Origin of the sequence: Myxococcus sp. SDU36 (genome assembly GCF_030168875.1) — a bacterium.
GTDB classification, from domain to species: domain Bacteria; phylum Myxococcota; class Myxococcia; order Myxococcales; family Myxococcaceae; genus Myxococcus; species Myxococcus vastator.
Window position 1 is genome coordinate 4,887,747 of record NZ_CP077414.1, and the last position, 26,543, is coordinate 4,914,289.

A 26,543-nucleotide genomic window follows, 5' to 3' on the forward strand; every position below is an offset into this window, starting at 1 on the left:
CAGCATCTGTCCCAGGAAGACGGCGCCCATCATCACGAAGGCCGCCATCACGGCCATGACAGCCTTCAACTCCAAGTCATCGCGGTCCATCAGGTTCATGAAGTTCATCGTCGTTCCCTCCGAGTGTTGCCCCTCGCCCTTCCATACGGGGTGCGGGAGAACCCATTGCGTCCGCCGCCGCCGGCTCCGCTGAAGTTCCCTTGCGGACGGTGCGGTGGACTCAGAGGATGACCGCCGTGTCCACCGCCTCCGCCGAATACCGGCTGTTCGAAGCGATGCCCCTCCCCACCGCGCTCATCCGCGGCGAACAGGTGCTACGGGTCAACGCGGCGCTCGCTACCCTGCTGGGCGTTCCGGCGGCGGAGCTGGAAGCCCTCTCGCTCTCCGAGAGCATCCGCCGCTTCGTGCCCGAGGAGCGCGGCTGGGTGGAGCCGCTGTACGAATCCCTCATCCGGGGTGGGCCGCTGCCAGAAGGCCCCGTGTGGGTGCGCGTCCAGCCGGTGAACGGCCCCCAGCGCACATTGGCCCTGAGGCACGCGCCCGGAGCGCACCCGGACGAGCGGGTGGTGGTGATGATGGAGGCGGAAGCGGAGGACTCGGTGCGGCGCCTCACGGAGGCGTTGGTGGCGGCCGCCGCGACGATGCTGCGCTGCCGCGACGAGCGCTCGGTGCTGGAGACGGCCGTGGACGCCATCTTCCGCCAGGGCTTCTCCGTGTCCGTCATCTCCGTGGACGGCGACGCCTTCCGGTACGGGCCCCTGCGGCAGAGCCCCTTCATCGTGGCCGAGGCCGAGCAGCTCTACGGCATGCCCCTGGCGGACGTGCGCATTCCGAGCGCCGCGCTGCCGCACTTCCTGGAGGTGCTCGAGCGGCGCAAGGCGGCCTTCCACCACGACATGCTCGGCGTGACGCGCTTCCCGCCTCCCGCCAACGGGGGGAGCCCCGTGTGCCAGCTGCATCCGCCGGACCTGCGCGGGCTGGACGCGCCCATCCTCGTGGACGGGCATCCGTTCGGCGTGCTCTCCGTGCAGGGCCCCGCCCTCACCCCCGCGGGCGCCAGCACGCTGGAGCTGTTCGCGCAGTTGGTCGGCGGCGCGCTGGAGAACGTGCGCCACCACCAGACGTCCGCGGTGCGGCTGGAGGAAGTGTCCCGGCTCCAGGACGAGCTGGTCGCGCGCGAGCGGCTGGAGGTGCTGGGCGAGGCCGCGGGCGTCGTGGCCCACGAGGTCCGCAACCCTCTGGGCGCCATCCTCAACGCGGTCGCGGTGCTGCGCCGCGAGGCCCACCTGGGGCCCACGGGACAGGCCGCGGTGGGCATGCTGGAGGAGGAGGCCATCCGGCTGGAGGACATCGTCCGGGACTTGCTGGACGTGGTGCGTCCGCTGGAGCCGCGCCCCCGCCCCGTGCAACTGGGCGAGCTGGTGCGCCGCGCGCTGGGGCAGATGCATGGCCCGCCGGACGCGCCCACGCTGCGCTTCAGCGTGGACGAGGCCGCGGAGACGCCCTCGCTCGAAGGCGACGAGACGCTGCTTCAACTGGCGGTGACGCACCTGGTGCGCAACGCCGTCCAGGCCTCACCCGAGGGCGGCAAGGTGCGGTTGACGGTGGAGCCCGCGGACGGCGGCGTGCGCCTGGTGGTGGAGGACGAAGGGCCCGGCATTCCCGACGTGGACCCGCAGCGCGTCTTCCAGCCCTTCTTCCTCACCCGCGCCAATGGACGGGGCCTGGGGCTGGCCATCGTCCAGCGCGTGGTGCTGGCACACGAGGGCAGCGTGCGCGCCAGCAGCCGGCCTCGCGGCGGCGCTCGCTTCGAGCTGTGGCTGCCGCGAGCGCCTAGCCGTATGTCTCCCGTTTGATTCGCTTGTCCTCGATGCCCAGCGCGTGGAGGTGGCCCAGCACCGTCTCCATGAAGCGCGGCGTGGAGGGCGTGCGGGTCTCCAGCGCCTTGCGCCGGTCCCACGGCGTAATCGCCGGGCCGCAGGCGTACACCAGGCATGTGTCCCGGTCCTGAATCAGCTCCTCCAGCAGGGCCTGGTGGATGCGGCCCTTCCGCACGGCGGCGCCGAAGCGGGACTCGTCCGTCTCTCGGGTGAGCGTGTGCACCACGCGCACGCGGCCGGGGTGCTGGCGCTCCAGGGCGGCCAGCTCGTCGCCGAACAGCACATCCCCCCACGTCTTGCTGGAGAAGAGGAAGGTGTGGCGCAGCTTCAGCCCCCGGTGGAGCGCGTCCTTGAGGATGGCGAAGTTGGGCACCGCGCCGGAGCCTGCCACCAGGTGGACGACGTGCTCCGTGCGCGTCTCCACGTCCTCCGGCAGCACGTAGGGCCCCATGAAGGCCATCACCTTCATCCGCGCGCCGGTGAGCCGGCCATGCACGAGGTAGGGCGACAAGAGCGGCGGGTAGCGGGTGAGGCCGGGGATGAACTCCTCGTCCTTCACGGTGATGGCCACCAGCGGCTCGTGTGGCGCGGAGGCGAGCGAATAGGAGCGCTGCGGCTCCTTCCGCCCCTTCTGCGCCTGGAGGTAGGCCGACAGGCGGCCCAGGGCTGGGAACTGGTGCGGGTCGATGTTGAGGAACTGCCCGGCCTTGTAGTCCAGCGGGACTCCGCCGAAATCCAGGAACAGCGTCGCCGTGTCGTGCGTGTCCATCCGCACATGGTCGACGGTGACCTCGTATTCCACGGGCTTCCTGGCGCGCGACGCGCGGGCTTCGACCAGACTCATGCGCCCTCCCATAACCAACCCGCATGGAGGGTGGGAAGAGGGGAAGGAAAAACCGTCCCGCCCCCCAGTCCCACATGAGCGTTGGCTGTACGACGGGCCGCCCGGCAGGCGAGGCGCCGGGACAAGAGAGGGGCTGACGCGCGACACTGGTTGGAACTACATCTGCGGGTGGAACGTTCAGAGGCGACCGACACGTGCTGCGCATTCTCTTCTTCCTGATGTCCAAGCTGCCGGAAGGCGCCCGCCAGCAGGTGGTCCGCGCGTTGATGGACGGCGTCTGGGACACCCTGGCGAACGAGAAGGTCCTGGGGCGGGAGAACATCCCGGACCAACCCTGTCTCTTTCTCTGCAACCACCTGTCCAACGCGGACGGCTTCACGCTGGACCGGGCCTTCCGGCCGCGCAAGGTCGTCTTCCTGGCCGGGGTGAAGCTGAAGAGCACGGTGATGACGCGCCTGGCCGCGGAGACGATGGAGACCATCGCCATCAAGCCCAACTCGCCCGACATCGAGGCGATGCGGCGGGCGCTGGACACGCTCAAGGCCGGCAAGTCGGTGCTCATCTTCCCGGAGGGCGCGCGCAGCCGCACGGGCACGCTCACCCAGGCGAAGAAGGGCCTGTCGCTGATAGCCAAACGCGCGGGCGTGCCGGTGGTGCCGGTGGCGCTGCAGGGCACGGAGAAGCTGATGCCCATCAACGACTCGGACATGGGCGGCGAGCGGCTCTTCAACGCCGACGTCTTCGTGCGCTTCGGCCCGCCCTTCCGCGTGGAGGCGCTGGAGGTCGAGGTGGCGGGCGCCGAGGACCCGCGACAGGCGCTGGTGGATGCGATGATGCGCCGGGTGGCGGAGCTGCTGCCGCCCGAGTACCGCGGCTTCTACGCGGAGGCCCCCGCGCAGCCGGCTCCGGCCCCGGACTGGGAGCGGCCTTCCGCGCCCGCGTCCTGAATGAAGCATTGCGGCGCGCGCCGGGACGCGGACAATGGACGCTCCCGTGACACGCGCCCGCACCGACGAACAGCTCTTTGTCTCCACCCTCCCCGGCCTGGAGCCCGCCCTGGAGGCAGAGGCCTCCGCGCTGGGCTGGAGGCCCCGCCGCGTGGACGGTGGCGTGGAGTTGGAAGGCCCGGCCGGCCTGCACCAGGACGCCAACCTGCGCCTTCGCTGCGCCAGCCGGGTGCTGCTGCGCGTGGGTACCTTCCGCGCGGGTGACTCCGACACCCTTTCGGACCGGCTGGCCGAGTTGGACTTGTCTCATGTCTGGGATGGGCGCTCGCCCCCGAAGCTGTCGGTGAGCCTGACCCGCTCCCCCGTGCCAGGCGCCGACGTGGTGCTCTCCGCGGCGGCGTATGCGTGGAACGTGCCCTCGGTGGAGCGCGCGGGGCCGCTCGATGAAGAGGGCGGAGGCCCGGGCCTGACGTTGCTGGTGCGGGTGGAGGGTGACGCGTTCACCGTGAGCGCCGACACCAGCGGGGATGCGCTACACCGCCGCGGCTACCGCCAGGAAGTGAGCCGCGCGCCCCTGCGTGAGACGCTGGCGGCGGGCATCCTCCGGCTGGCGGGCTACGACGGCACACAGCCCCTGGTGGACCCGATGTGCGGCTCGGGCACCTTCCTGGTGGAGGCCGCGTGGATGGCCATGCGCCGGGCGCCGGGGCTGCTGCGCGCCTTCGCCTTCGAGTCCTTCCCCTCCTTCGATGCCCAGGCCTGGGCCGGGCGCAAGGCGCGCGCGGAGGCGGACGCGCTGCCCGCGCCAGGAGCGGCGCTTCATGGCTACGACCTCAACGCGGGCTCGCTGGGGACGGCGCGTCGCAATGCCCGGCGCGCGGGGGTGACGCTCGCGCTGGAGCGGCAGGACGCGCGGACGCTGAAGGCGCCCGTGGAGGGCCCGGGGCTGGTGGTGGTGAATCCGCCCTACGGCAAGCGCGTGGGCGAAGCCGAGGACCTGCCCGCGCTGTACCGGGCCCTGGGGAACACGCTGCGCCAGGGCTTCGCGGGGTGGCGCGCGGCGGTCATCCTTCCGGATGAGGCGGCGCTGCTGAAGGCGCTGGGGCTGACGGGGGCGACGAGCCTTCCGGTGCGCAACGGCGGGCTCAAGTGCAGGCTGCTGCTGTCGGGACGGGGGGCGACGTGAGGACCAGGCTGCCGCCACGGCGCGAGGGGTGGAACGCCCATGAAGACGGCCGTCCGGATGCGCCGCGCCGCCGTGCCGTGGTAACGCGGGCCTGTGGAAACGTGGTTCACGCCCTTCGAGCCGAAGCCCCTCGCGGACGAGCTCCCCGGGAGCTTCCCAAACCCCTTCGATGAGGGCGCGCCCCACGCGCTGGCCCGCCGGGCGGCGGAGTGGCTCCAGCGAGAGCTCCGGGCAGGCCATGGCGCGCCTGGACTCGCGGCCTCGTGCCTCGACACGTCCGAGGGTGGAAAGATGTTCGGCGTCCTCGTGGTCCAGGCGCCTGACGGACGCGTCGGCTTCCTCCGCGCCTTCTCGGGCATGCTGTGCGGGCGGTGGGACCTCCCCGGCTTCGTGCCGCCCCTCTTCGACCGTGACGAGCGCGAGCGGCTGGAGCCCGCGGGCGACGCCCTGGTCAAGCGCCTGATGGCCCGTGAGGCGTCCTTCCGCCAGTCCCCCGAGCGCGCCTCCATCCTGACCGCGCACGACGCGTTGCAAGCGCGCCACACCGAGGCCCGCGCGGCGCTGCGCGCCACACACGACGCCCGGAAGAAGCAGCGTCATGCGAGGCGCGCGGAGGTCATGGCCTCCGACGCACTGAGTGAGGAGGCGAAGCGGGCGGCGCTGCATGCGCTCGACCAGGACAGCCGGGGGGACAAAGCGGAGCTGCGCGGACTGGACGCGGAACATGACGAGGCGCAGCGGGCGCTCGCGCCCCGGCGGGCCCGCATGGAGCGGCGGCTTCGCGCCATGGAGCGACTGCGGCGCATCGTCTGCCGCGCGCTGATGAAGCGCCTGCACGACACCTACGTGGTGCCCAACGCACGAGGAGAACACCGTCACCTGCGCGGCCTCTACGCCGGTGGCGAGCCCCCATCAGGCGCGGCGGACTGCGCCGGGCCCAAGCTCCTGGCGCGGGCCCTCACCCAGGGCTTCCGTCCGCTCGCGCTCGCCGAGTTCTGGTGGGGGGCTCCTCCTCCCGCGGGAGGCCGGGCCGCCGGCGCGTACTACCCCGCTTGCAAGGACAAGTGCGGGCCGCTGCTGCCGTACATGCTGGACGGCCTCCCCGTCTCCGCGCCCCAGCCCTTCGCGGTGCCCGTGCTGTCGTCACGAGGGCTGCCCATCGTCTTCGAGGACGAATGGCTCGTGGTGGTGGACAAGCCGGAGGGCCTGCTCTCCGTGCCCGCGAAGGACGTCTCGGTGGAGGACTCGGTGCTGGCCCGGCTGCGCGCGCGGTCTGCGGAAGCGGCGGGGATGATGCTCGCGCACCGGCTCGACCTGGACACGTCGGGGCTGCTCGTCGCGGCCAAGGACGCGCGCACCTACGCGGCCTTGCAGCGCCAGTTCGCCGGGCGCGAGGTGCACAAGCGCTACGTGGCCTGGGTCGACGGCAACGTCCGGGGCGAGCGCGGCACCATCGACTTTCCCATGCGCGTGGACCTGGACGACCGGCCCCGGCAGATTCACGACCCCGTGCACGGCAAGCCCGCGGTGACGGAGTGGCATGTCCTTGAACGCAGCCACGGCCGCACGAAGGTGGCCCTCTTCCCGCTCACCGGCAGGACACACCAACTGCGCGTCCACGCGGCCCATCCGCTCGGCCTGGGCGCCCCCATTGTTGGCGACCGCCTCTACGGCCATCCAGGGCCCCGGCTGCACCTGCATGCGGAGGCCCTGTCGTTCCAGCACCCTGTCACGGGACAGCGCATCACGCTGGAGCGGCCGGCGCCCTTCTGACCTCGGGCGTCTCGACCGCCAGCCTCGCGCTCCGTGGAGTCACCGCGACGCGGTGCGGCTCACGCGCCGGAGACGTCCGAAGCCTCCACCGGCTCGGAGGCCTCAGGGGCCTCCGGCTCCGGCGCGGAGACAGGCTCCACGGCCGCCGCCGCGGGCTTCACGCCCAGCTCGCGCGTCAGCTTGGGATTCACGCCCGTCTCCGCCAGCAGCCGCTCCAGTTGCACGCGCGCGCGCCGGTTCTCCCGGTGCACGCGGCGCCCCAGAATCAGCTCGTTCTTCAGCGAGTGCTCCCAGCCCGTCAGCTCCGTCACCGTCACCTGGTAGCCGAAGGCCTCCAGCGTCAGCGCGCGGATGACGTTCGTCAGGTGCGAGCCGAACTCGCGCCGGTGCCAGGCGTGCGCGTACAGCAGCGACATGCTGCCGCTGCTGGCCACGACGGGGCGCTTCTCCTTGAGCTGCGCGGCCACCTCCGCCTGGCAGCACGGCACCACCGCGACGTGGTCCGCGCCATGGCGGATGGCCGCGACGAGCGCATCATCCGTGGCCGTGTCACACGCGTGCAGCGCCATCAGCAGGTGGATGCGCTCCGGGTACCGCGCCGTGTCGATGTGCGCCGTCTGGAACTGCATCCGCGTGAAGCCCAGCCGCTGGGCGCGGCCCTGGGCCCGCTCCGTCAGGTCCGGCCGACCTTCAATGGACAGCAGCGTGCCGCTGGCGGCGCCCTTGAGGAACAGCTCGTAGAGGACGAAGCCCAGGTAGGCGTTGCCGCTGCCCGCGTCCACCAGCACCGTGTCCGGGTGGCGCGCCTGGACATCCTCCACGGCGGGGCGCAGCAGGCCCATCAGGTGGTTCACCTGCTTGAGCTTGCGCAGCGCGTCCGCGTTGAGGTGCCCCTCGCGCGTGAGCAGGTGCAGCTCGCGCAGCAGCGCGGGGGACTGGTCCGGCAGCAGCTCCCGCCGGACCTGCGAGGCCTTGACGTTGCGCCTCAGACGGACACCACTTCGAGGACCTCGGGAATCATCTCCCGCAGGCGCCCCTCGATGCCCATCTTCAGCGTCGCCGTGGACGACGGGCAGCCCGCGCACGAGCCCTTCATGTGCAGGTAGACGATGCCGTCCTCGAAGCGGTCCAGGGTGATGTCACCACCGTCCATGGCCACCGCCGGGCGGATTTCGCTGTCCAGGATGTCCTGGATGCGCCCCTCCACCGTGCCACCACCGGCCTGTCCCGCCGACTCGCGGGCCGCCGCCAGCGCCGCCTCGTCCACCACCGGCTCGTTGGCCGTCAGGTGGGTGTCCAACGTGGACATGACCTCGTCATTGAGTTCGTCCCACTCGCCCTCTTCCCCCTTCGTCACCGTCACGAAGTTGGTGCCAATCATCACCGCCGTGACGCCGCGCACGTCCATCAGCTTGCGCGCCAACGGGGACTTCGCCTGGGCGTCCTCGGGGTTCGTGAAGTTCACCGCCCCGCCGGCCAACAACCGCCGGTCCACCACGTACTTCAGCGTGCTGGGGTTCGGGGTCCACTCGAGCTGGATGTTCACCGACATTCAATTCTCCTTGGACGACTCCTCTAAGGCGCTCGCGGCCCCATAGCAACCCGGCTCGCGGACTGGCAATCGCCCCCGCGCCTCCACTCCACTCCGGAATCAATCCGTAATTCAAGCAATACATGAACTCATAGTGGATTCTGCGTAGACTGAGGGCATGCCTCTTCCACGGCCCCACGCGCCCGCCAGCGTGTCCGAGGGGTTGTTCGCGCGGGGGCTCCAGCGGCCTCGAATCCTCGTGGAGGAGCGCAGCAGCGGGGGGTAGCGTCTGTTCGTGCGCTGGTAGCCCGCCAGCCCTGCCCCGGAGCCCCGCGTGTCCTACCCGCCCAGACTCGCCCACCTCGCCACCCGCGCCGTGGTGGTGGCGAAGCTCGTCCCCACCTACGCGCAGGCCCACGCCATTGATGAGGAAGAAGCGGCGCAGCGGCTGTCCAGCGCGCTCTCCGGACGGATGCTGCCCGCGCTGCTGGACGCCGCGTGGACCGCCATGCGCGGCAAGGCGAAGCGGCTCACCGACGACGGGCTGGTGGAGAAGGTGGCCGCCACCCTGAGTGAGCGGCCCCAGCGGCCGGGACGCATCGCCCCCGTGGGCCCCGCGCTCAGCGCCTTCTTCATCCTGGTGGACCTGGAGGTGGGCACCGCGGGTGACGCCGCGCGGCGGGTCATGGAATCGGACGAGGGCCGCCGCCGGGGGGAGGAAGGACTGGCGGAAGCCGGACGCTTCCTCGCCGCGGAGCTGACTCGCGGGAAGTAGCGCCCGGACAGGCGTGGCAGCAGCGGGTACGCATCGTTATAGGCTCGCCCTGGCCCAGGCTCCGACGATGTCGACACCGCTCCCCACCACGCTGCGCATCCTGCGCGCCCTCACCGACGTCCCCCGCGCCACGTGGGACGCGCTGGTGGACGCACGGGCCACGCCGTTCCTGGAGTGGACGTTCCTCGCCGCGCTGGAGGAGAGCGGCTGCGCGGTGCCGGCGCGGGGCTGGCACCCCCGGCACCTGACGCTCTGGCGCGGCTCGCGCCTGGTGGCCGCCGCGCCCGCCTATCTCAAGGACGACAGCGACGGGGAGTTCGTCTTTGACAGCCCCTGGGCCACCGCCGCCGAGCGCGCCGGCCTGCGCTACTACCCGAAGCTCGTGCTCGCCGTCCCCTTCACCCCCGCCACCGGGCGCCGCGTGCTGGTGGCCCCGGGCGAGGACCGCGCCGCGCGCGAGGCGGAGCTGTACGCCGCCGCCCAGGAGTTCGCCCGCGCCGAGCGCCTGTCCGGCGTCCACGTCCTGTTCTCCACCGAGGAGGAGCTGCCCGTCCTGGAGGCCCAGGGCTTCGCCGTGCGGCTGGGCGTGCAGTACCACTGGCGTAACCGGGGCTACCGGACGCTGGAGGACTTCCTCGCCCGCTTCCACGCCAAGCGCCGCAACCAGCTGCGCCGGGAGCTGCGGGCATTGACTGAGCACGGCATCGAGGTCCGCACCCTGCGCGGGGAGGCGCTGGCGGACGTGGACGCGGACACCGTCCACCGCCTGTACGCCGCCACGGTGGACAAGTATCCGTGGGGCCAGCGCTTCCTCACCCCGGACTTCTTCGCGCGCATGCTCGCCCGCTTCCGGCACCGCTGCGAGTGGGTGGAGGCCCGCCGGGAAGGCCGGCTGGTGGCCGGTGCCTTCAACTTCAGGGGTGCCAACGTTCTGTATGGCCGTTATTGGGGCTGCTTCGAGGAGCACCCCTTCCTTCACTTCAACGTCTGCCTGTACCACCCACTCTCGGAGGGCATCACCTCCGGGATGGAGCGCTTCGAGCCGGGCGCGGGGGGAGAGCACAAGCTCACCCGGGGCTTCGAGCCACACCTCACGTACAGTGCGCACCTGCTCCTCCACCCGGGCATGGACAAGGCCGTGCGCGGCTTCCTGGCCCACGAGCGGGCAGCCGTCGAAGGAGGCCTGCCCCAGTGGCGGGCGGAGACTGGTTTCAAGGAGGGGGACTGAAAATCCCCCGCCCGTTCAGCAAAGGGAGTCCGAACGACTTATGGCGCAGAAGCATGAGCACGACACCTCCGTCATCACGGAGTCCGCCCCCAAGCAGAAGCTCAAGAAACCGCCGCTCTACAAGGTGCTCCTGCACAACGACAACTACACGACCCGGGAGTTCGTCGTGGCCGTGCTCAAGGAGGTCTTCCACAAGTCGGAGACGGATGCCGTGCAGATCATGCTGCACGTTCATTACAACGGTGTCGGGGTGGCCGGCGTTTATACGTACGACGTCGCCGAAACGAAGATTCAGACGGTGGAGGCCGCGGCGCAGGAGAACGACATGCCGCTGCGGCTCTCCATGGAACCCGAGGAAGGTTGAAACGTGGCAGGACCGCTGATTGCCAAAGAGTTGCAGGCCAGCTTCCGCACCGCCCTGGACGAGGCGCGGAAGATGCGCCACGAGTACCTGACGCTGGAGCACCTGCTCCTGGCGCTCACCCGGGACGCGCGCACGCGCGAGGTCTTGAAGGGGTGCGGCGCCAACGTGAAGCAACTCCAGGAGCGCCTGGTCTCCTTCCTGGAGGAGACGGTTGAACGCCTGCCGGAGGGCGTGGACGCAGAGCCGCAGCAGACCATCGGCGTGGAGCGGGTGCTCCACCGCGCCGCCATGCACGCGCTGTCCGCCGAGCAGAAGCTCATCGACGGTGGAGACGTGCTGGTGGCCCTCTTCCGCGAGGACGAGAGCCACGCGCTCTACCTGCTCCAGCAGGAGGGCGTCACCCGGCTGGACCTGCTCAACTACATCTCCCACGGCGTCACCAAGGACGGCGAGGGTGAGGGTGAAGGCGAGGAGAGCGCCGGCCACGCCGCCCCCATGGGCGACGACGACGAGGCAGAGGCCCCGAAGAAGAGCCCGCTCGAGGCCTACACGGTGCAGCTCAACATCGAGGCCCAGGAGGGGCGCATCGACCCGCTCATCGGCCGAGAGAAGGAGCTGGAGCGCACCATCCAGGTGCTCTGCCGCCGCCGGAAGAACAACCCGCTCTACGTGGGTGAGGCGGGCGTGGGCAAGACGGCCATCGCGGAAGGGCTGGCGCTGCACATCCACGAAGGCCGCGTGCCGGAGGTGCTGAAGGACGCCGTCGTCTACTCGCTGGACATGGGCGCGCTCTTGGCGGGCACCAAGTTTCGCGGCCAGTTCGAGGAGCGGCTCAAGGGCGTGCTCAAGGCCCTGAAGGAGCAGCCCAACGCCATCCTCTTCATCGACGAAATCCACACCATCGTCGGCGCGGGCGCCACCAGTGGCGGCTCCATGGACGCGTCCAACCTGCTCAAGCCCGCGCTGGCCAGCGGGCGGCTGCGCTGCATCGGGTCGACGACATACCAGGAGTACAAGTCCGCCTTCGAGCGCGACCGGGCCCTGTCCCGCCGCTTCCAGAAGGTGGAGGTGAGCGAGCCCTCCGTCGAGGACACCATCCTCATCCTGGAGGGGCTGAAGAGCCGCTACGAGGAGCACCACGGGGTGAAGTACCAGCCCGAGGCCATCCGCGCGGCGGCGGAGCTGTCCGCCAAGCACATCAACGACCGGTTCCTGCCGGACAAGGCCATCGACGTCATCGACGAGACGGGCTCGGCCGAGCGGCTCAAGCCGGAGGGCCAGCGCTCCAACACCGTCAGCGGCGCGGACGTGGAGGCCGTCGTCGCGAAGATGGCGCGCATCCCCGCCAAGAGCGTGTCCGCCAGCGAGGGCGTGCAGCTCCAGAGCCTGGAGAAGGACCTCCAGGGCGTCATCTTCGGGCAGGATTCGGCCATCAAGGACCTGGTCAGCGCCATCATGCTGGCCCGCTCCGGCCTGCGCGCGCCGGAGAAGCCCATTGGCTCGTTCCTCTTCTCCGGCCCCACGGGCGTGGGCAAGACGGAGCTGGCCAAGCAGCTGGCGCAGTCGCTGGGCGTGGAGTTCCTGCGCTACGACATGAGCGAGTACTCGGAGAAGCACACGGTGAGCCGGCTCATCGGCGCGCCGCCGGGCTACGTCGGCTTCGACCAGGGCGGCCTGCTCACGGACGCCGTGCGCAAGCACCCCTACGCGGTGGTGGTGCTGGATGAAATCGAGAAGGCCCACCCGGACCTCTTCAACATCCTGCTCCAGGTGATGGACCACGCGACGCTGACGGACAACAACGGCCGCAAGGCCGACTTCCGCAACATCGTCCTCATCCTCACCACCAACGCGGGCGCCCAGGAGATGAGCACCAAGGCCATTGGCTTCGGCGACCTCGCCAAGCCCGTGGACGCCAGCCGCGCGAAGAAGGCGATTGAGCGCACCTTCACGCCGGAGTTCCGCAACCGCCTGGACGGGTGGATTCTCTTCTCCGGCCTGCCGCCCGAGGTCATCCTCAAGGTGGTGGACAAGGAAGTGCGCCTGCTCCAGAAGATGCTGGACGAGAAGAAGGTGAAGCTGGAGCTGACGCCCGCCGCCCGCGCGTGGCTGGCCGAGCACGGCTACGACCCGGCCTTCGGCGCGCGGCCGATGGCCCGGCTGGTGGACAACTCGCTGAAGAAGCCGCTCGCCGAGGCGCTCCTCTTCGGGGACCTGAAGCATGGCGGCACCGCCCACTACGACGTGGACGGCGAAAGCCTCAAGCTGCGCACGCAGCCCGCCGCCGCCGCCGTGGCGTAGCGTCTGGCCGCGCCAGCGGCTGACATGACAAGGCCCCGGTCCCCTTCCCGAGGGAGCCGGGGCCTTCGTCCGTCCGGAGCGCTACTCGACGCGGTAGCTCTTCACCGCGCTGGAGAGCTGCTCGGAGACGATTTGCAGCGTGGTGGCGGCCTCGCCGGTGGAGCCGATGCGGGCCACCGTCTCATCCATCATCTTGGACAAGTCGTTCACCGCCAGGGTGATTTGGTTGATGCCCACGTTCTGCTGGCTGACGGCGGCGGCAATCTGCCGGACGGCGGCGGCGTTGTCCTGGACGATGGAGGACAGCTCCCGCAGGTTCTGCCCGCTGGTGCGCACCTGGGCCAGGCTCGACTCCATGCGCTCAGCGCCGCGCTCCGTGATTCGCACCGCCAACGCCACCTGGCTGGCGATGTCGTCCAGCAGCTCGCGCACGCGCGTGGTAGCTTCGATGGACTGGTCCGCCAGGGCGCGGATTTCCCGCGCCACCACGCCAAAGCCCTTGCCGTGCTCGCCGGAGCGGACGGACTCGATGGCGGCGTTGAGCGCCAGCATGTTGGACTGGTCCGCCAGGTCCTTCACCGTCTGGGTGATTCCGCCAATCTGCTGCGTGCGCTCGCCCAGCTCGACGATTTTCTGGGCAATCTCCCCCACCTGGGCGCGGATGTCGTTGAGCCCCGCCATGGTGAGCTCAATCGACGCCTCGCCGGACTTGGCCAGCGTGTCGGCGCGCTCGGCCACCGACAGCACGCTCTCCGCCTTCTGCGCGGCCAGCATGGAGGTCTGCTTGATTTCCTGCGCCGTCACCTGCGTCTCCTGCAGCGCCGCGGCCTGCCGGGAGATGGTCTGCGCCTGCTCCGTGGAAGACGAATTCAAGTGCTCGGTGGACTGGGTGAGCGCCACGGCCGCCTGCTGGAGGTTGACAGTCACCTCGCGCAGCCGCGCCACCATCTGAGAGAAGGAGCTGGCCAGCCGGCCCACCTCGTCGCCGCTCTTCACCTGGATGGGGCGCGTCAAGTCGCCGGACTCCACGATGTGGCCGGCCACCTCCGTCAGGCTCTTCAGCGGCCCGACGATGCTGCGGCCGAACAGCGCGGACACCGCCACGCCCAGGGCCACCAGCAGCGCCGCGAAGCCCACCATCCGCACCCGCAGCGCGGACACCAGCCCGTCAATGTGGTCCCTGGACACGCCCACGTGCACCGAGCCCAGCCGGCCACCGGCCACCGGCGCCACCACGTCCATGGCGCGCAGGCGGCGGCCCCCGGCGTCCGCTTCCAGCACCGCGCCCGCGCCCGCGGTGGCGACCGCCTCCTTCAGCGCGTCCGGGAAGCCGTCCGGGAAGGTGTGGGCCACCACGTTGCCAGCCGAGTCTTGGATGAAGGCATAGGCCAGGTCCGAGTGGCCCACGCTGGCGTCCAGCATGGGCTGGAGCGCGCTGGCGCCCGTCGCCACGCCCTGCTCCGCCGCCACCGCCAGCCCGCGGGCCACGTGCCGCCCCGCCCCCAGGTAGCTGTCCGCCAGGTCGCTCTCCAGCCGCCGCGTGGCGATGCCGGTGAGCAGGGTGGCCACCGTCGCGCTGATGAGCGCCGTGACGAGCACGAACTTCGGCGCCAGCCCCAGCGACTGGCGGAACTGCTGCGACCACTGGGAGGCGAAGGATTGTTGCGGGAGGCTCACGGAATCACCGCCGGGGAAACGACGTCAGCACGGCACCCGCGCGGAGGCGGGCAGGCGAAACAAGCACGGGAGGGGCTCACCGGGTGGGACCTCCCTCGGGGCGTCCGCCCCGGAAGGGGGCGAAGGTACAGCTCTGGAGGATGAGCTCCGGCAGCGAGGCCAGGGGCACGCCCTGGTCGGTGGCCTTCACATCCAGCGCGGCGCGCGGCATGCCGAAGACGACCGACGACGCCTCGTCCTGGGAGAAGGTGACGCCGCCCGCCCTGCGGATGGCCAGGAGGCCCCGCGCGCCGTCCTCGCCCATGCCGGTGAGCACCACCCCGCCGCTGCGCCGGCCAAAGGCGGAGGCCAGCGACGTCAGCATCACATCCCCGCTGGGGCACGGTCCGCCCCGGCTGGGCTGCAGGCGCGCCAGCCCGGCCTCGTCCACCAGCAAGTCGTTCCCGTCCAGCGGGAAGTACACGCGGCCCGGCTCCAGCCGCTCGCCGTCCCTGGCGATGGCCACCTGCAGCGGCGTCACCTGGGACAGCCAGCGCACCATGCCCTGGGTGAAGCCCACGGTGATGTGCTGGGCGATGAGCAGCGGCACCGGCAGCGAGCGCGGCAGCTTGGACAGCACGTCCGCCAGCGCGGGCGGCCCGCCCGTGGAGGCCACCACGCCGAAGATGTCCACCCGCGCGCCGGTGGGCGGCGGCGGCGCGGTGGCCGCGCGCGGCCGGCGGGAGATGACGGGCACCTCCGCCATCAGGCACACCGAGTGCGCCAGCTCCTTGCCCCAGCGGCGCAGCTCCTCCGCGTTCGTCACGTTGGGCTTGCCGATGAGCTCCAGCGCGCCGGCGCTCATCGCCTGGAAGCCCAGGTCCACGCCGCGCTGCTCCGCCACCGCGCTCACCACGAGGATGCGCGCGGGGGACTGGGACATGATGGCGGCGATGGCCCCCGGTCCATCCAGGCCGGGCAGCAGCAGGTCCATGGTGATGACATCGGGGCGCAAGAGGCGCGCCAGCTGCACGGCGCGGTTGCCGTCTCCCGCGCGGCCCACGACTTCGATGCGCGGCTCCTCCGTGAGGAGGGCCGTCAGCATGTTCGCCATGGTGGGCGAGTCGTCCACCACGAGGACCCGGATGGGCCGCTTGTCGCTCACGCGCGACTCCCCCGGCGGCTCATGACGTCCAGCACCTCCGCCAGCAGCCGGCCCGCGGCGCACTCGCGCTTGCTGAGGTAGCCGTCCGCGCCCGCCTTCAGGCCCCGCTCACGCGCCACCGCGCTGTCATGCGCGGAGACGAGGATGACGGGCAGCGACGCCGTCTCCGGGCGCTCACGCAGCTTCGCGATGAGCTGGATGCCGTCCATCTCCTCCATGTCCAGGTCGCAGATGACGACGTCGTAGGTGTCCGACTGGAGCCGGTCCAGGCCCCGGGCCCCGCTGGCCGCCAGGTGCACCGTGAAGCCGCCCGCCTCCAGCATGGCCCGGTGCAGCGCCCGCGCGGTCAGCGAGTCGTCCACCACCAGCGCGCGCCGCTGCGCCGACACCTGCGCCTGCACCGTCTCCGTCACCAGCCAGTCCGGGCGGCAGATGAGCAGCAGCTCACCGCGGCTGAGCGTGGCCGCGCCCTGCCAGGCCGGCACGTCGCGCACCTCCGAGGGCAGCGGGCGGATGACCAAATCTCTGTCCCCCACCACCGCGTCCACCACCAGCGCCACGCGCTTGCCACCGCTCTGGACAATGAGCAGCGGCTGCCCTTCGGCCGGCGGCGCCAGGGCGCGCAGGCCCAGCCGCGCCCCCAGGTCCACCACCGACAACAGCTGCCCCTGGTACTCCAGGTGCGCCCGGCGCTTGCCCAGGCGCAGCGACTCCGCGCGCGCCAGCTGCGTGGCCTCCACCGCCAGCATCGGCAGGCCCACCAGCTGCTCCAGCACGCGCACCACCAGCACCGGGGAGCTGCCCAGGTCCGTGGGCAGCGTCAGCATGAAGCGCGTGCCCTGCCCCGGCGTGCTCGCCACCTCGATGCGGCCCTGCAGCCCCTCCACCGACGCGCGCACCGCGTCCAGCCCCACGCCGCGGCCGGACGTGTCCGTCACGTCCGTGCGGGTGCTGAAGCCGGGCCGGAAGATGAGGTCCCGCAGCTGGTTCTCGTTGAGGCGCGCCGTCTCCTCCGGCGTGACGACGCCGCGCTGCTCGGCCAGGCGGCGCACCACCTCCACGTCGATGCCGGCACCATCGTCGGACGCCTCCAGGTAGAGCAGGTTGCCCTGCTGCTCCACGCGCAGGGTGAGCGCGCCCTCGTGGTGCTTGCCCGCGCGCTCGCGGTCCGCCGGCAGCTCCAGCCCGTGGTCCACGGCGTTGCGCAGCAGGTGCACCAGCGCGCCCTGCAGCTTCTCCAGCAGGCGCCGGTCCAGTGACACCTCCGCGCCCACCACCGACAGCCGCGCCTCCTTGCCCAGCTGGCGGGACAGGTCGCGCACCATGCGCTGGAGCGGGTCCAGGATGGTGCGCACCGGGCGCGTGGTGATGGCCTTGAGGCCGTCCTCCAGCGCGTCGACGATGTCACTCGTCTCCTCGCCGTCGGTGCGCAGCGAGCGCGCGGTGCCGGACAGCGCCGTGCGCGCCTCCGCCGTCTCCGCCAGCAGCCCCTCCTTCGCGAGCAGCACGGCCACCCGCTCCAGCTCGCGGCCCCGCTCCTCCACGCGCAGGCGCACCTCGCGCAGGCGCTCCACCTCGCGCATCAGCGACGTCACCTGCCACGACGACACCCGCCAGCCCGCGTCCGCGGACTCCGGCAGCGCGTCTGGCACGGACACGGGCTCCGCGGGCGCGGCCGGCGCGGCGACGGCGGCCTCCGCCCCGGAGGCGGCGACCATGGCCGCGGCCTCGTCGGGCGGCGGCGCGTCCGCCACCAGCTGCGCCAGGGCGGCGGCCGGGTCTGGCAGCGCGTCCCCACGCCCATCCGCGTGGGCCTGCGCGCGGAGCAGGAAGAGGTCCAGGCCGTGGAGCAGGATGTCCACCACCGACCGCGGCATCTTCCGCGGGTGGGCCTTCAGCGGGGCGAGCGCGTCCTCCAGCTTGTGGGCGATGTCGCTCAGGTCCTGCATGCCCAGCGAGGCGGCGCTCCCCTTCAGGGTGTGCAGGTGACGGCCCAGCCGGATGTAGAGCCTGGTGAGGGCGTCCATCTCCAGGCCCTCGCGCTCCAGCTCCAGCAGGTCCATGGTGACCTTCTGGACCACTTCCTGGGCCTCGACGGCGAAGCCCGCGACGAGCCCCTGCAGCATCGGATCAACGGGCATGACGGGCTCCCGTGCCGCGCGTGGCGGAGAACAGTCGCTTCAGGTCGATGAGGTGGATGAGCTGCCGGTCCTGCGTGAAGACCTCCATCACCGCCCCCTCCGCGCGCGCCCGCGCGGCCTCCACCGCGCTCATGGGCAGCGTGGTGGGCCGGGGGATGGCCTCGCAGTCCAGCGCGCACAGCTCGCCGTCTCCGCGGTCCACCACCAGCAGCACCGCCGGGTCCTGCCGCCAGCCGTGGCCGCCCAGCAGCGACGCCAGGCTGAGCGCGGCCAGCACCTGGCCCTGGAAGCGCAGCACCCCGACGACGTGCGGCGCCGACAGCGGCACCGGCGACACCATCTTCAGGGGCAGCGCGGCGCGCAGCGACTCCAGGGAGAGCGCGTAGCGCTCCTCACCGAGGGGAAACTCGGCAATCCAGTGGACCGCCTCCTCGACGGTGTTCTCCCCCTGCTCTCGCAGGCGGGACGCGCGCCGCTCCAACAGCTCGCGCGCCTCGGCCTCCTGGGCCTCTTCCAACGTCCGCGGGGTGACCTTCATTCGAGCGCGCCCTGGTTGAGGTAGGCGTCAGCGGACGCCTGGTAGAAACGCGCGGGCAGGGCCTCTGGCCCCTCCACGAGTTGGTCGGGTGGAAGCCGCTCGGCGCGCGAGCGCAGGGTGCGCATCAGCGGCACCGCGCCCTCCCGCGCCCCGGAGCGCTCCCGCAGCAGGGCCAGCTCCAGCAGCCCCGGCAGATAGTCCGGCGCCTGGCGGACCAGGGCCTCCAGCACGGAGGACGCGCCCGCCTCGTCGCCTTCCTCGATGCGCTCCAGCGCGTTCAGGTGCAGCCGCGTGGGCGGCGGCGGCGCCACGGGCACCTCGCGCGCCGGCGCGGGCATCAGCGGCGCCACCGGACGGCGGGACGGCGCCGCCACCGGATGGGCGCGGGCGGCGGCGCGCGACGCGGCGGAGGCGCGGGCGTTCAGCTCCTCCGGCGTGAGGAGGCGGAAGGCCTGCAGCTCCGGCGGCCCCTCGCGGACCATGCCCGCGGGGACGCGGTCCACCTCCACGGCGCCCAGGAACAACCAGCCGCCGGGGTTGAGCGTGCGCGACAGGAGGGAGATGGCCGCGTCACGCGCGGCGGGAGTGAAGTAGGTCAGCACGTTGCGGCAGAGGATGAAGTCGAAGCGGCCGAAGCGCTCGGGCAGCGGCGCCAGCAGGTTCGCCTGGGCGAAGGTGGTGATGCGGCGGACAGGGGGAAGGATGGCGACCTCGCGCTCGCCCGTCTCCGAGTAGAGCGGGAAGAGGCGCGGCGCGGACTCGCGGCGGGACCACGTCCCGTAGGTGGCGCGGCGCGCCGCCTCCAGGCTGGCCTCGTGGAGGTCCGTGCCCAGCACCTCCACCGGAAAGCCGTGCGGCAAAGACGCCTGGAGACACGCGGCCAGCGAATACGCCTCCTCGCCGGACGCGCAGCCCGCGCTCCAGCCCCGCAGGGCCAGGGCGCCACGCTGGAGCGCCGCGGGCACGGCCGCGTGGGAGATGAAGCGGAAGTGCTCCGGGTGGCGGAAGAAGTACGTCTCCCCCACCAGGACGGCCTTCACCAGCGCGGTGCCCAGGTGGGAGACGGGGTGGAGCAGCTCGCCCAGCAGGTCGGGCGCGGTGCGCCCGCGGGTCAGCTCCGCGCGGACGACGCGCTCCACCGCCTCGGCGGCGATGGCGTCATTGCGAAAGCCAGTGATGCTGGCCACCACCTCCCGCGCGCGGGCCAGCAGCCGCGGGTCGAGCGCTCCGCTCATGCGTTCCGCCCGGCCTCCGCGGCCTCGAGCATCGCGGGCAGCTCCCGCAGGAGCCCCCGCGCGATGAATACCCGCGGATCCAGGATGGGCAGCGAGCGCCCTCCCGACCGCAGCATGCCGATGAGCCCATCGCGCAGCGGACCATGGTCGGCGCCGCCCACGCGCTCGCGCCGGTCGATGTCCGCCGCCGCGTACTCCTCGGGGTCCTTCACCGTGTCCACGGCGAGCGCCAGCGACACGCCCTCCGCCTCGATGACGACGAGCATGCGCTCCACGCGCGTCAGCTTGTGCTCCACGCTCAGCCGGCGCGCCACGTCCAGCACGCACAGCGCCGCGCCCCGCACCTCCACGTACTCGCGCAGGTACGCCGGCCCGGTGGGCAGCGGCCGGGTCGCCGGGTGCAGCAGCACCTCCCGCACCGCGTCCAGCGGAATGGCGAACTCCAGCTCGCCCACCGTCACGCGCAGCACCAGCAGCGAGCCCGTGCGCGCCCGCTGCCGCGCGCTCGTCATGGCCTCGCCCACCGTCTGCAGCAGCTCCGCCGCGCGGAACGGCTTGGCCAGGAAGGCCTCCGCGCCCAGCCCCAGGCACGCCTCCGCGCGGGACTTCTCCGAGGAGATGATGATGACGGGGATGTCGGCCGTGGCCGGATCCGCCTTCATCCGCTGGAGGACCTCGTCGCCGTCCATCTCCGGCATGGACAAGTCGAGCAACACCGCCACCGGACGCAGGCGCCCCACCTTCTCCAGGGCCTCGCGGCCGTTGCTGGCGGTGTGGATGGTGTAGTGGCCGGAGAGGATGGCCCGCTCCAGCGCGAGAATCGCATCACTGTCGTCGACGAGCAGCAGGGACGGCAGGCTCACGGCGGTCAGGCCTTCGCGAGGAACTGGCGGACCGTTTCCGTCAGCTCGTGGTGGGACACCGGCTTCTGGATGAAGGCGTTGGCGCCGGCCTCGGTGCCACGCTGACGCAGGTCCACGTTCTTCTCCGCCGTCAGCAGCAGGATGGGCACCGAGCGCACCTGCGGCATCGCGCTGGCGCGCACCTCCTTGACGAAGGTGATGCCGTCCATCCCCGGCATGTTGATGTCCGCGATGACGAGGCTCACCGGCACCAGCCGGAGAATCTGCAGCCCCCGGGTCGCATCGTCGGCTTCGAGCGTCGAGACCTTGAGGTTCATCAGGTAGATCTTGACGATGTTGCGAACCGTCGGGCTGTCGTCCACCAGCAAGACGTTGGTGCTGTGGGTGCTCACTGTGCGGCGGCTCCTGCGCAGGCCCCGCGACGCGCGGAGAGCCCTGCGAAACGTTCACGACTCTACCGTGAGGGCGCTCACGTGAGAACAGGGGGCGGTCCGGCCCGGCATCCGTCCGGGCAGGCAGGTGTCGGATGACCTCAGGGCGCCTCCCCCTGGGTCCAGATGCTCCCGGGGGGGACTACTCGCCGGCCGGCTTGGGCGGGAGCTCGTCCGCGTCCGGCGTCGCCGGAGGGGCGCCAATGGCGTGGTAGCCACCGTCCACGTGGATCATTTCGCCGGTGGTGGAGGGCAGCCAGTCCGACAGCAGAGCACATGCGGTGCGGGCCACCAGGTCGTGGCTGTCCTTGGAGCTCCAGCCCAGGGGGGCCTGCTGGCTCCAGCCACGCTCCAGGGCCTTGAAGCCTGGAATTCCCTTCGCGGCGATGGTGGCCAGCGGCCCGGCGGCCAGCGCGTTGACGCGGATGCCCTTGGGGCCCAGATCGCGCGCCAGATAGCGCACCGTGGACTCCAGCGCCGCCTTGCACACCCCCATCCAGTCGTAGATGGGCCAGGCGACGCGGTTGTCGAAGTCCAGCGTGACGATGGAACCGCCCTGCGTCATCAGCGGCAGGCACGCCACCGACAGCTCCTTCAGCGAGAAGGTGGAGATGCGGAACGCCGTCTGCACGCTCTCCCACGGGGTGTTGAGGAAGTTGCCACCCAAAGCATCCTCGGGCGCGTAGGCGATGGAGTGCAACACACCGTCCACCCGGTCCCAACGCTGGCGCAAAGCGTCCGTGAGCGCGGGGAAGTGGGCGGAGTTGGAGACGTCCAGTTCCAGCACCTCCAGCCCCGGCTTGAGGCGCCTGGCGCTCCGCTCGGTGAGGGACCTGGCCCGACCGAAGCCGGTGAGGAGGACCTCGGCGCCCTGTGCCAGCGCGTGCTCGGCGATGCCGTAGGCCAGGGACTGAGGCGTGAGCACTCCGGTGATGAGCAGCTTCTTGCCTTGGAGCAGCATGGAGACAGCCTCGTTGCGGAAAGGGGAGACAGGAAACGCGTTCTCTACCATTCCTTCTGGATGGAACGGTTGAAGTTGCGCTCACCCGGGGCATGAATCCACCTGCTCCACGGCAAGGGGTGCGGCTTATCGGGCAGCGGGCCGGCGCTACAAAAGTTGCTGCGAAAACCCCCCAACGGGGCGCCCATCCAGTAAAAGACGACACCGCCATGGCGAATTTCCAGGACACGTTCCTTTCCGGCGCCAACATCGACTTCATCGAGGGCCTCTACGCCCGTTATCTGGAGGACCCCGCCAGCGTGGATGCGAGCTGGCGGGAGGTCTTCGACCGCAGCAACGGCGCCGGCCGACCCATCTTCAGCACCCGGCTGCTGGAGCCGGTACCGGCTCCAGCGGCGACCCAGGGCGGCGGCAAGGGCGCCGCGGCGAAGGCCCAGCCCGCGGCGGCGGCGCAGGCCGCCCCGGTGGCCGCGCCCGGTCAGACGGCCCAGGACATCTCGCTGCAGGCGCGCGTGGACCACGTCATCTTCGCCTTCCGCCTGCGCGGCCACCTGCGCGCGAAGCTGGATCCGCTCGGCCGTCCGCGCCCGGCGCTGGAGCACGTGGCGGACGTGGCCCTGGTGGATGACAGCCACTTCACGGACGCCGAGGCCGAGCAGCGCGTGGAGACCAACGGCGTGTTCGGCGAGCAGCGCGTGCGCCTGGCGGACCTGCTGGCGCGCCTGCGCCGCACGTACACGGACACCATCGGCGTCGAGTACATGCACATGCTCGACAGCCAGCGCCGCCGCTGGCTGATGCACCGGATGGAGTCCAACGAGAACCGCACCGACCTCTCCCCGGACGAGTGCCGGCACATCCTCACCAAGCTGTCCTACGCGGAGGGCTTCGAGCACTTCCTCCACACCAAGTACGTGGGCGCCAAGCGCTTCAGCCTGGACGGCGGCGAGGCGCTCATCCCCATGCTGGACGCGCTGGGCGAAGTGGCCACCGGCATGAACCTGAAGGAAATCGTCATCGGCATGGCCCACCGCGGCCGCCTCAACGTGCTGACGAACATCCTGGGCAAGCAGCCGGATCAGATCTTCAGCGAGTTCGACGGGCCCCGCAACCCGCAGGCCTACCTGGGCCGCGGCGACGTGAAGTACCACATGGGTTTCTCGTCGGACCACACCACGCGCCAGGGCCGCAAGCTGCACCTGTCGCTGGCCTTCAACCCCAGCCACCTGGAAGCGGTGGACCCGGTGGTGGAGGGCCGCGTGCGCGCCAAGCAGGACCGCGCCGGCGACACCGAGCGCACCAGCGTGATGCCGCTGCTCATCCACGGCGACGCGGCCTTCATCGGCCAGGGCGTCGTGCCGGAGACGCTCAACCTGTCCGGTCTCAAGGGCTACACCACGGGCGGCACGGTCCACGTCGTCATCAACAACCAGGTCGGCTTCACCACCGACCCGCATGACTCGCGCTCGTCCCTCTACGCCACCGCCATCGCGCAGATGCTGGACATCCCCATCTTCCACGTGAACGGGGATGATCCAGAGGCCTGCGTCCACATCGCGAAGCTGGTGGCCGAGTACCGCCAGACGTTCAAGACGGACGTCGTCATCGACCTGGTCTGCTACCGCCGCTACGGCCACAACGAGGGTGACGAGCCCGCCTTCACGCAGCCGGCGATGTACGACATCATCCGCAAGCACCCGACGGTGCGCACGCGCTACGCGGCGAAGCTGGCGGAGCAGGGCAAGATTCCGGCCGAGGAGTCCGAGGCCATCAAGCAGAAGTGCCAGCAGGACTTCGACGCGGCGCTCACCCGCGCGCGCCAGGAGAGCCAGTTCAAGGAGCCCAGCGCGCTGGAGGGCCTGTGGAAGCCCTACCAGGGCGGCTCGCTGAAGAGCGCGGCGGACGTGTCCACCGCGGTGGACAAGCAGGTGCTGTGCGATGCGCTGCGCAAGCTGTCCACGCTGCCGGAGGGCTTCAACGTCCACCGCGACGTGGAGCGCACGGTCATCAAGAAGCGCCTGGGCATGCTGGACAGCGGCGAGCTGCAGTGGAGCGAGGGCGAGTCGCTGGCCTACGCCACGCTGCTCTCCGAGGGCTACAACATCCGCATCACCGGCCAGGACAGCGAGCGCGGCACCTTCAGCCACCGCCACGCGGTGGTGCATGACGTGAAGACGGGCGAGAAGTTCGTCCCGCTGCGCCAGTTCGTCAGCGGCAAGGGAAAGAACGGCTTCCACGTCTACAACAGCCCGCTGTCGGAGATGGGCGTGCTCGGCTTCGAGTACGGCTACAGCCTGGACGTGCCGGACGGCCTGACGGTTTGGGAAGCGCAGTTCGGCGACTTCGGCAACGGCGCGCAGATCATCATCGACCAGTTCATCGCCGCCGGTGAGAGCAAGTGGCGCCGCCTCAGCGGCCTCACCCTGCTGCTGCCGCACGGCTACGAAGGCCAGGGCCCGGAGCACTCCAGCGCGCGCCTGGAGCGCTTCCTGAACCTGTGCGCCGAGGACAACATCCAGGTCTGCTACCCCACCACGCCCGCGCAGATCTTCCACCTGCTGCGCCGCCAGGTGCTGCGCCCGGTGCGCAAGCCGCTGGTCATCATGTCGCCCAAGAGCCTGCTGCGCCGGCCGGAGGCCACCAGCAAGGTGGACGAGCTGGCCACGGGCACCTTCCAGGAAGTCATCCTGGACCGGGTGGACCCGGCGGGCGTGACGCGGCTGCTCTTGTGCAGCGGCAAGGTGTACTACGACTTGGTAAAGGCGCGGGACGAGCGCAAGGACGAAAGCATCGCCATCGTCCGGCTGGAGCAGCTCTACCCGTTCGCCGCTGACGTGCTTTCGGGGCTCATCGCGAAGATGCCGAAGCTGGCCGAGCTGCTGTGGGTGCAGGAAGAGCCGCGCAACGCCGGCGCGTGGCACTTCATGTTCCCCCGCCTGCACGACCTGGCCTCCACGCAGTCGAAGCAGCAGGTGAAGATCGGCTACATCGGTCGCGCCGAAGCCGCCAGCCCCGCCACGGGCTTCCCCAAGACACACGAATACGAGCAGCAGCTCATCATCGAGGAAGCCATCCTCCGAGGGACCAAGCATGGCCGTTGAAATCAAGGTGCCCCCCCTGGGCGAATCCATCACCGAAGCCGTCGTCGGCAAGTGGAACAAGAAGCAAGGCGAGGCCGTCAGCGCCGACGAGCCGCTCGTCGTCCTGGAGACCGACAAGGTCACCATTGACGTTCCGGCCCCGTCCGCGGGCTCGCTGTCCAGCATCGCCTTCCAGGAGGGCGACAAGGTCCGCGTGGGCGAGGTGCTGGGCCTCATCGAGGCGGGCGCCGGCGCTCCCGCCGCCAGTCCCGCCGCCGCGGCTCCGGCTGCCGCCCCCGCTCCCGCCGCCGCGGAGGCGCCCGCCGCGTCCGATGCGCGCGCCACGCCCACCGCGCGCAAGGTGGCCGAGGAGAACCGGGTGGACCTCTCCCAGGTGAAGGGCAGCGGCGCCGGTGGCCGCGTGCACAAGGACGACGTGCTGGGTCAGCTCAACCGCCCGGCCGCGCCCGCCCAGGCCCCCGCCGCCCCGGCGCAGCCCACCGGTCCCCGCCCGAACGCCGCCCGCGAGGAGCGCGTGCGGATGACGCCGCTGCGCAAGCGCGTGGCCGAGCGCCTCATCCAGGCCCAGTCCACCGCCGCCATGCTCACCACCTTCAATGAGGTGGACATGGGCGAGGTGATGGCCCTGCGCAAGAAGTACAACGACAAGTTCCAGCAGAAGCACGGCGTGAAGCTCGGCTTCATGAGCTTCTTCCTCCGCGCCTCCGTCGAGGCCCTCAAGGCCTTCCCGCAAATCAACGCGGAGATTGACGGCGAGGACGTCATCTTCAAGCACTACTACGACATCGGCGTGGCCGTCAGCGGCAGCCGCGGTCTGGTGGTGCCGGTGGTGCGCAACGCGGACAAGCAGGGCCTGGCGGAGCTGGAGAAGTCCGTGGGCGAGCTGGGCACCAAGGCGCGCAATGACAAGCTGGCCCTGGCCGACCTCCAGGGTGGCACCTTCACCATCACCAACGGCGGCATCTTCGGCTCCATGCTGTCCACGCCCATCCTCAACCCGCCGCAGACGGGCATCCTGGGCATGCACAACATCGTCGAGCGCCCCGTGGCCCGCGACGGCCAGGTCGTGATTCGGCCCATCATGTTCGTCGCGCTCACCTACGACCACCGGCTGGTCGACGGCCGCGAGGCCGTGCAGTTCCTGGTGCGCGTGAAGGAGTGCATCGAGGACCCGGAGCGGCTGCTCCTGGACGTCTGACGTCAGGCCCGGCAGCCGGGCAAGACTTTCATTCCGGGCGGCCGGCTGGACTTCCAGCCGGCCGTTTCACTACAACTGGGAGTGTCTCCCGGTTGTCGGGGGGCGGGAAGAACGGGCGGCTCTCCTCGCGCCGCCCCGCAAGACTGAAGGACGTGCAATGGCAACCGGTACCGTGAAGTGGTTCAACGACGCGAAGGGCTTTGGCTTCCTCACCCAGGACGGCGGTGGTGAGGACGTGTTCTGCCACCACACCGCCATCAACATGGATGGCTTCCGCACCCTCCAGGAGGGGCAGAAGGTGGAGTTCGAGGTCACCCGTGGCCCCAAGGGCCTGCAGGCGCAGAACGTCCGCGCCGCCAGCTAGCGCGTCCGTCAGCCACTCCGTCCGGACTGGCCGATGACAAGAGGCCCGGCCCCACCACCTG

22 protein-coding genes are annotated in these 26,543 nt (G+C 71.0%); 11 read left to right on the forward strand and 11 right to left on the reverse strand.

What is annotated here, in order from left to right; all coding sequences use genetic code 11:
• Nucleotides 1-227 precede the first annotated feature (227 nt).
• Nucleotides 228-1,856, forward strand: coding sequence for a sensor histidine kinase (locus KGD87_RS19335; protein ID WP_284661711.1), 1,629 nt, complete (start codon nt 228-230; stop codon nt 1,854-1,856).
• Here KGD87_RS19335 and KGD87_RS19340 read toward each other — a convergent pair.
• Nucleotides 1,834-2,724 (reverse strand): ferredoxin reductase domain-containing protein, encoded by an 891-nt coding sequence (locus KGD87_RS19340; RefSeq protein WP_284661713.1) that lies wholly within the window; start codon nt 2,722-2,724, stop codon nt 1,834-1,836. The two genes, KGD87_RS19335 and KGD87_RS19340, sit on opposite strands and share 23 nt — an antisense overlap.
• A gap of 194 nt (nt 2,725-2,918) precedes the next feature.
• Here KGD87_RS19340 and KGD87_RS19345 point away from each other — a divergent pair, with 194 nt between their 5' ends.
• The 3 genes from KGD87_RS19345 (at nt 2,919) to KGD87_RS19355 (ending at nt 6,630) form a co-directional block, all read left to right on the forward strand.
• Nucleotides 2,919-3,671 carry a lysophospholipid acyltransferase family protein gene (locus tag KGD87_RS19345; protein ID WP_284661714.1) on the forward strand — a complete coding sequence of 251 codons (753 nt, stop codon included), beginning with the start codon at nt 2,919-2,921 and terminating at the stop codon, nt 3,669-3,671.
• 34 nt (nt 3,672-3,705) lie between these two features.
• Entirely contained in the window at nt 3,706-4,857 is a 1,152-nt protein-coding gene (locus KGD87_RS19350) for a THUMP domain-containing class I SAM-dependent RNA methyltransferase (RefSeq protein WP_284661715.1), read from the forward strand.
• A 93-nt stretch (nt 4,858-4,950) separates the two neighbouring features.
• On the forward strand, nt 4,951-6,630 hold the full coding sequence (locus KGD87_RS19355; RefSeq protein ID WP_284661717.1) for an RluA family pseudouridine synthase: 1,680 nt from the start codon (nt 4,951-4,953) through the stop codon (nt 6,628-6,630).
• 59 nt (nt 6,631-6,689) lie between these two features.
• Here the strand turns inward: KGD87_RS19355 and KGD87_RS19360 are convergent, their stop codons facing one another.
• Together KGD87_RS19360 and KGD87_RS19365 are read right to left on the reverse strand one after the other, a co-directional pair.
• On the reverse strand, nt 6,690-7,472 hold the full coding sequence (locus KGD87_RS19360; RefSeq protein ID WP_502888041.1) for a class I SAM-dependent methyltransferase: 783 nt from the start codon (nt 7,470-7,472) through the stop codon (nt 6,690-6,692).
• 143 nt (nt 7,473-7,615) lie between these two features.
• Nucleotides 7,616-8,182 (reverse strand): NifU family protein, encoded by a 567-nt coding sequence (locus KGD87_RS19365; protein WP_163785332.1) that lies wholly within the window; start codon nt 8,180-8,182, stop codon nt 7,616-7,618.
• A gap of 313 nt (nt 8,183-8,495) precedes the next feature.
• Here KGD87_RS19365 and KGD87_RS19370 point away from each other — a divergent pair, with 313 nt between their 5' ends.
• The 4 genes from KGD87_RS19370 (at nt 8,496) to clpA (ending at nt 12,829) form a co-directional block, all read left to right on the forward strand.
• Entirely contained in the window at nt 8,496-8,936 is a 441-nt protein-coding gene (locus tag KGD87_RS19370) for a hypothetical protein (RefSeq protein WP_284661720.1), read from the forward strand.
• 67 nt (nt 8,937-9,003) lie between these two features.
• Nucleotides 9,004-10,164 (forward strand): GNAT family N-acetyltransferase, encoded by a 1,161-nt coding sequence (locus tag KGD87_RS19375; RefSeq protein WP_284661722.1) that lies wholly within the window; start codon nt 9,004-9,006, stop codon nt 10,162-10,164.
• A 40-nt stretch (nt 10,165-10,204) separates the two neighbouring features.
• Entirely contained in the window at nt 10,205-10,528 is a 324-nt protein-coding gene (locus KGD87_RS19380; protein ID WP_011555974.1) for an ATP-dependent Clp protease adaptor ClpS, read from the forward strand.
• Nucleotides 10,529-10,531: 3 nt separating this feature from the next.
• A complete protein-coding gene (gene clpA, locus KGD87_RS19385; RefSeq protein ID WP_284661724.1) occupies nt 10,532-12,829 on the forward strand; it encodes an ATP-dependent Clp protease ATP-binding subunit ClpA in 2,298 nt (765 codons plus the stop codon).
• Nucleotides 12,830-12,910: 81 nt separating this feature from the next.
• Here clpA and KGD87_RS19390 read toward each other — a convergent pair whose 3' ends face one another.
• The 8 genes from KGD87_RS19390 to fabI all read right to left on the reverse strand — a co-directional run bounded on the left by KGD87_RS19390 (nt 12,911) and on the right by fabI (nt 21,819).
• Nucleotides 12,911-14,506: a methyl-accepting chemotaxis protein gene (locus KGD87_RS19390; protein WP_284661725.1), complete on the reverse strand. Its 1,596-nt coding sequence runs from the start codon at nt 14,504-14,506 to the stop codon at nt 12,911-12,913.
• A gap of 76 nt (nt 14,507-14,582) precedes the next feature.
• Nucleotides 14,583-15,650: a chemotaxis protein CheB gene (locus KGD87_RS19395; RefSeq protein ID WP_284661726.1), complete on the reverse strand. Its 1,068-nt coding sequence runs from the start codon at nt 15,648-15,650 to the stop codon at nt 14,583-14,585.
• Nucleotides 15,647-17,791, reverse strand: a complete 2,145-nt coding sequence (locus KGD87_RS19400; protein ID WP_284661727.1) for a hybrid sensor histidine kinase/response regulator — start codon at nt 17,789-17,791, stop codon at nt 15,647-15,649. Before KGD87_RS19400 ends, KGD87_RS19395 begins: the two co-directional genes overlap by 4 nt.
• Nucleotides 17,781-18,329: a chemotaxis protein CheW gene (locus tag KGD87_RS19405; protein ID WP_176419879.1), complete on the reverse strand. Its 549-nt coding sequence runs from the start codon at nt 18,327-18,329 to the stop codon at nt 17,781-17,783. The genes KGD87_RS19400 and KGD87_RS19405 overlap by 11 nt, the downstream gene beginning before the upstream one ends.
• Nucleotides 18,326-19,564 carry a CheR family methyltransferase gene (locus KGD87_RS19410; protein WP_284661729.1) on the reverse strand — a complete coding sequence of 413 codons (1,239 nt, stop codon included), beginning with the start codon at nt 19,562-19,564 and terminating at the stop codon, nt 18,326-18,328. The genes KGD87_RS19405 and KGD87_RS19410 overlap by 4 nt, the downstream gene beginning before the upstream one ends.
• Entirely contained in the window at nt 19,561-20,427 is an 867-nt protein-coding gene (locus tag KGD87_RS19415; protein ID WP_284661730.1) for a response regulator, read from the reverse strand. The genes KGD87_RS19410 and KGD87_RS19415 overlap by 4 nt, the downstream gene beginning before the upstream one ends.
• Before the next feature lie 5 nt (nt 20,428-20,432).
• Nucleotides 20,433-20,819, reverse strand: coding sequence for a response regulator (locus KGD87_RS19420; RefSeq protein WP_163784769.1), 387 nt, complete (start codon nt 20,817-20,819; stop codon nt 20,433-20,435).
• A 181-nt stretch (nt 20,820-21,000) separates the two neighbouring features.
• Nucleotides 21,001-21,819, reverse strand: a complete 819-nt coding sequence (gene fabI / locus KGD87_RS19425; RefSeq protein ID WP_284661734.1) for an enoyl-ACP reductase FabI — start codon at nt 21,817-21,819, stop codon at nt 21,001-21,003.
• A 209-nt stretch (nt 21,820-22,028) separates the two neighbouring features.
• Between fabI and KGD87_RS19430 the strand changes: the two genes are divergently transcribed.
• From KGD87_RS19430 to KGD87_RS19440, 3 genes are all read left to right on the forward strand, one after another.
• Nucleotides 22,029-24,920, forward strand: coding sequence for a 2-oxoglutarate dehydrogenase E1 component (locus tag KGD87_RS19430; RefSeq protein ID WP_284661736.1), 2,892 nt, complete (start codon nt 22,029-22,031; stop codon nt 24,918-24,920).
• Nucleotides 24,910-26,118 carry a 2-oxoglutarate dehydrogenase complex dihydrolipoyllysine-residue succinyltransferase gene (odhB, locus tag KGD87_RS19435; RefSeq protein WP_284661737.1) on the forward strand — a complete coding sequence of 403 codons (1,209 nt, stop codon included), beginning with the start codon at nt 24,910-24,912 and terminating at the stop codon, nt 26,116-26,118. The genes KGD87_RS19430 and odhB overlap by 11 nt, the downstream gene beginning before the upstream one ends.
• 157 nt (nt 26,119-26,275) lie before the next feature.
• The gene (locus tag KGD87_RS19440; protein WP_176421346.1) at nt 26,276-26,482 is read left to right on the forward strand and encodes a cold-shock protein; all 207 of its coding nucleotides are present in this window, start codon (nt 26,276-26,278) and stop codon (nt 26,480-26,482) included.
• The last annotated feature ends 61 nt before the right edge of the window (nt 26,483-26,543 follow it).

Coding starts and splice junctions, on each gene's coding strand:
- KGD87_RS19335 (WP_284661711.1), top strand. CDS start 228: ATGACCGCCGTGTCCACCGCCTCCGCCGAATACCGGCTGTTCGAAGCG.
- KGD87_RS19340 (WP_284661713.1), bottom strand. CDS start 2,724: ATGAGTCTGGTCGAAGCCCGCGCGTCGCGCGCCAGGAAGCCCGTGGAA.
- KGD87_RS19350 (WP_284661715.1), top strand. CDS start 3,706: ATGGACGCTCCCGTGACACGCGCCCGCACCGACGAACAGCTCTTTGTC.
- KGD87_RS19360 (WP_502888041.1), bottom strand. CDS start 7,472: ATGGGCCTGCTGCGCCCCGCCGTGGAGGATGTCCAGGCGCGCCACCCG.
- KGD87_RS19365 (WP_163785332.1), bottom strand. CDS start 8,182: ATGTCGGTGAACATCCAGCTCGAGTGGACCCCGAACCCCAGCACGCTG.
- KGD87_RS19375 (WP_284661722.1), top strand. CDS start 9,004: ATGTCGACACCGCTCCCCACCACGCTGCGCATCCTGCGCGCCCTCACC.
- KGD87_RS19380 (WP_011555974.1), top strand. CDS start 10,205: ATGGCGCAGAAGCATGAGCACGACACCTCCGTCATCACGGAGTCCGCC.
- KGD87_RS19400 (WP_284661727.1), bottom strand. CDS start 17,791: ATGCCCGTTGATCCGATGCTGCAGGGGCTCGTCGCGGGCTTCGCCGTC.
- KGD87_RS19405 (WP_176419879.1), bottom strand. CDS start 18,329: ATGAAGGTCACCCCGCGGACGTTGGAAGAGGCCCAGGAGGCCGAGGCG.
- KGD87_RS19410 (WP_284661729.1), bottom strand. CDS start 19,564: ATGAGCGGAGCGCTCGACCCGCGGCTGCTGGCCCGCGCGCGGGAGGTG.
- fabI (WP_284661734.1), bottom strand. CDS start 21,819: ATGCTGCTCCAAGGCAAGAAGCTGCTCATCACCGGAGTGCTCACGCCT.
- KGD87_RS19430 (WP_284661736.1), top strand. CDS start 22,029: ATGGCGAATTTCCAGGACACGTTCCTTTCCGGCGCCAACATCGACTTC.
- odhB (WP_284661737.1), top strand. CDS start 24,910: ATGGCCGTTGAAATCAAGGTGCCCCCCCTGGGCGAATCCATCACCGAA.
- KGD87_RS19440 (WP_176421346.1), top strand. CDS start 26,276: ATGGCAACCGGTACCGTGAAGTGGTTCAACGACGCGAAGGGCTTTGGC.